At 32.4% G+C, this 3,039-nt stretch carries 4 protein-coding genes and 1 pseudogene; 4 read left to right on the top strand and 1 reads right to left on the bottom strand.

What is annotated here, in order from left to right:
* The first annotated feature begins 57 nt into the window (after positions 1 to 57).
* Entirely contained in the window at positions 58 to 507 is a 450-nt protein-coding gene (locus tag V7183_RS05120; RefSeq protein ID WP_097898281.1) for a DUF6884 domain-containing protein, read from the top strand.
* A gap of 27 nt (positions 508 to 534) precedes the next feature.
* On the opposite strand, the pseudogene V7183_RS05115 reads toward V7183_RS05120, so the two are convergent.
* A pseudogene (locus V7183_RS05115) lies at positions 535 to 713 on the bottom strand (tyrosine-type recombinase/integrase); the annotation flags it as partial.
* 175 nt (positions 714 to 888) lie between these two features.
* Here V7183_RS05115 and V7183_RS05110 point away from each other — a divergent pair.
* The 3 genes from V7183_RS05110 to V7183_RS05100 all read left to right on the top strand — a co-directional run bounded on the left by V7183_RS05110 (position 889) and on the right by V7183_RS05100 (position 2,776).
* Positions 889 to 1,974, top strand: coding sequence for a tetratricopeptide repeat protein (locus tag V7183_RS05110; RefSeq protein WP_335358905.1), 1,086 nt, complete (start codon positions 889 to 891; stop codon positions 1,972 to 1,974).
* Positions 1,971 to 2,120, top strand: coding sequence for a Phr family secreted Rap phosphatase inhibitor (locus tag V7183_RS05105; protein WP_097898283.1), 150 nt, complete (start codon positions 1,971 to 1,973; stop codon positions 2,118 to 2,120). Before V7183_RS05110 ends, V7183_RS05105 begins: the two co-directional genes overlap by 4 nt.
* 272 nt (positions 2,121 to 2,392) lie before the next feature.
* On the top strand, positions 2,393 to 2,776 hold the full coding sequence (locus V7183_RS05100; protein ID WP_097898284.1) for a VOC family protein: 384 nt from the start codon (positions 2,393 to 2,395) through the stop codon (positions 2,774 to 2,776).
* The last annotated feature ends 263 nt before the right edge of the window (positions 2,777 to 3,039 follow it).

Raw genomic sequence — 3,039 nt, 5'->3', positions numbered from 1 at the left:
AAATTACAGATGAATAGAAATTTTGTGATCACGTTTGAAGCGAGGTAGAAGGTAACAATGAAAAGATTATGCATTATTCCATGTGGGAAAAAGAAGATTTGGGATAAGTACCCTGATAAGGGGCCAACAGAAGCAAAGGATGTATACATCAGTCCGTTTGGAAAAGCATGCCAAGCATACGCTTCTCAATTTTTCACACATTGGGTTATTTTATCGGCGAGACATGGATTTTTACTTCCAACTGATATTGTGAAAGAAAACTATGATCTTGCTTTTAATTCGAAAAGTAATGAGATTATTAGTATAAAACAACTAAAAAAACAAATGGTTGATAAAGGATTACTAGAGTTTGATGAAATTGTCCTACTTGCAGGAAAGAAACATAAAAAAGTGGTGACAAAACTATATCCAGAAGAAATCATTTCTTATCCATTAGAAGGATGTAAAGGCATCGGGTATATGTTGCAGAAGTTGAAATATGCTGTTGAAATGCAGGAGGAGATTTAGAGTTCTCTTCTTCATGTGCTTGGTCACTTAATCGGTCACAACAATTTTTTCGAGTTCATCCGATACAGACTTGCCCGTACGCGCTAACACATGGTTATAAGTACCTAAAGTGGTCTTAATTGAGCTATGGCCTAATCGAGAAGATATTAACTTTACATTAACATTTGCTCGATCAGCATTGTCGCATGTGTATGCCTTAGGTTATTTACAATCCCGTTGAAGTAAGCAAATTTAGAATTGTTTATTTGTATCTCGGAATCAAATGTCACAACAGAATAACCTGATAATTATTTCTCAATAAATAGTATCCAAGTAATTATGCTCTTTAATAGGGTTATTTGTGGTAATATTTAGATAATATTCTTGGGAAGGGGGATTTACATGGAGATAAGGACTGTCGTTAATAAGGAGTATGAGTTATTAAAAGAATGGTATCATGAAATGCTTTCTCAACATTTAGATAAAGCAGCTGTCCTAAAAAAGGAAGCCGATAATATATTTAACAATGCTAAAGAAAATACAGATTCTTTTATTTATTACTCCTTGTTAAATTTCAGATATCGGATGTTAAACGGTGATTTTGAAAAAGAGTTTGAAGCATTTGATTACATAAAAGATATGCCAGATTGTTTATTAAAGTATTATTATCATTTTTTCAAATTTATCTATGACACAGAAGTTGGAAACTATAATAATGCAGAGTACCATCGTGAACTTGCAGGCAATCTACTAAATATGATACCAAATGAAGCAGAAAAAGCAGAGTATTATTACCGTGTTGCGCTATACCATTATTATTTATCACAACCTACTTTGGCGATCAATTACGCTACAAAAGCTCTTGATTACTTTTCTAGTCATGAAGATTACGAAATAAAAGTTGGAGCATGCAAAAACACATTAGGTATGGCTTGTGTTACTTTGGAGCAATTTGACATGGCAGAAGAATATTTGATTTCCGCTCTAAATATGTTCCAACAACTTAATGAGCATCCATTAGCTTTAAAGGTTCGTAGTAATTTAGGTGTATTTTATGCTGAACAAAACCTTTCTGATTTAGCTATACGCCATTTGACAGAAGTTTTTAAAGGTTGTCAGCATACAAAAGAGCATTATCAAAGAAGAGTAACGTTCCTATTAGCTCGTGAACACATTAAGTTAAACGAAAATAAAGATGCCACTTTTTATATAGCTGAAGGTTTAAAGGTTTGTAATCGAGAATATAAGTATCATTTAAACATTCTGAAAAGCATAAATAACAATGAACCTATTGAAAAACTAGAAGAAGTTGTGACTGAAGCACTTTCTTATTTTAAAGAACAAGACTTATGGAAGGATGTACAAATTTCTACAGAATTATTAGCAGTTAAATGGTACAATATGGGTGTGAAAGATAAAGCATGTGATTATTATCATTTGAGCCATGAAGCTAGAACGTTATTAAAAGAAAAGGGGCGTTTAAAATGAAAAAAATTAAAATTGCATTATTAGGTGTAATCAGCGTTGCAGTATTATCATTTAGTTTAAATAGTCCTATTGTCAAAAAGAATGCAGCACCTACATTAAAACAAGAGATTACTGTATTTTATTCGGAACATGGTACGGGAATCTAATAGATGAATGCATTTACCCTCACAAGTTTTTGCATCATTACAGAACTATGTTGTAGCGGGATATATAAAATAAAAAGACAAGATGTTAACGCATCCTGTCTTTTTATTTCGTCGTTTTCGTAAAGCTTGTTGTTTTGGAATAGGATTAACTGATTTATCAGTTAAATAACATATAATGAAATTAGTGTGTTCTTTAACCAAGTTTAGTTGAAGAAGGAATATACACACCCAGTATAGAAATAATCCCGAAATTTTTAAGAGGAGAAGACAAAATGAAGAATCTATTAATAGGGTCACACTGTATTTTTCCAACACCAGATATAATAAAAACTGCAAATTTTTATGAACAAAAGATGGGTTTTAAAGCTGTCCAGTATATGGATGTCAATGAACCGCACATTTGTTTATATCGGGATACAACGGAAATTATCTTAACTAAGTCTAACAGGCAAAAAGTAATTCCCAATAGGGACTTATATGGATATGGTTATGACGCTTACTTTATCACAATAAATCAAGAAGAACTTCAAAAAGAGTTTATAAAGTCGAATGTAAAAATTGTCCGTTCATTAGATAAAACAGATTACAATAATAAAGAATTTGTAATTGAAGATATAGATGGAAGATGGATAGGATTTGGGATTAAAGTCGTTTAGATGGAAGAAGTAAGTTTGCGAAAGATTGTACTTATACAACCGGTTACGTTGGTTTAAGAAGGGATTATCAAACTGGTGATCTTTTTATACTTTCCTTAAGATTTCAACTGTTGTTTTATTGAATTTTTGGCACGCTAAAATAAGATTAAACATTTTTTCTAGTTCGAAGGTGACGCACCGACAGAGGAAGTATTGAACTTTACAGAAGCTAATAATCCCCACCTTACCACCGGGCTCTTGCCCATCACGCGCTTGAAGATGGG

Origin of the sequence: Bacillus sp. JJ1127 (assembly GCF_036965845.1) — a bacterium.
GTDB lineage: Bacteria > Bacillota > Bacilli > Bacillales > Bacillaceae_G > Bacillus_A.
Note: the sequence above shows the minus strand (reverse complement) of the source record. Positions and strands in the feature narration are given on the sequence as shown.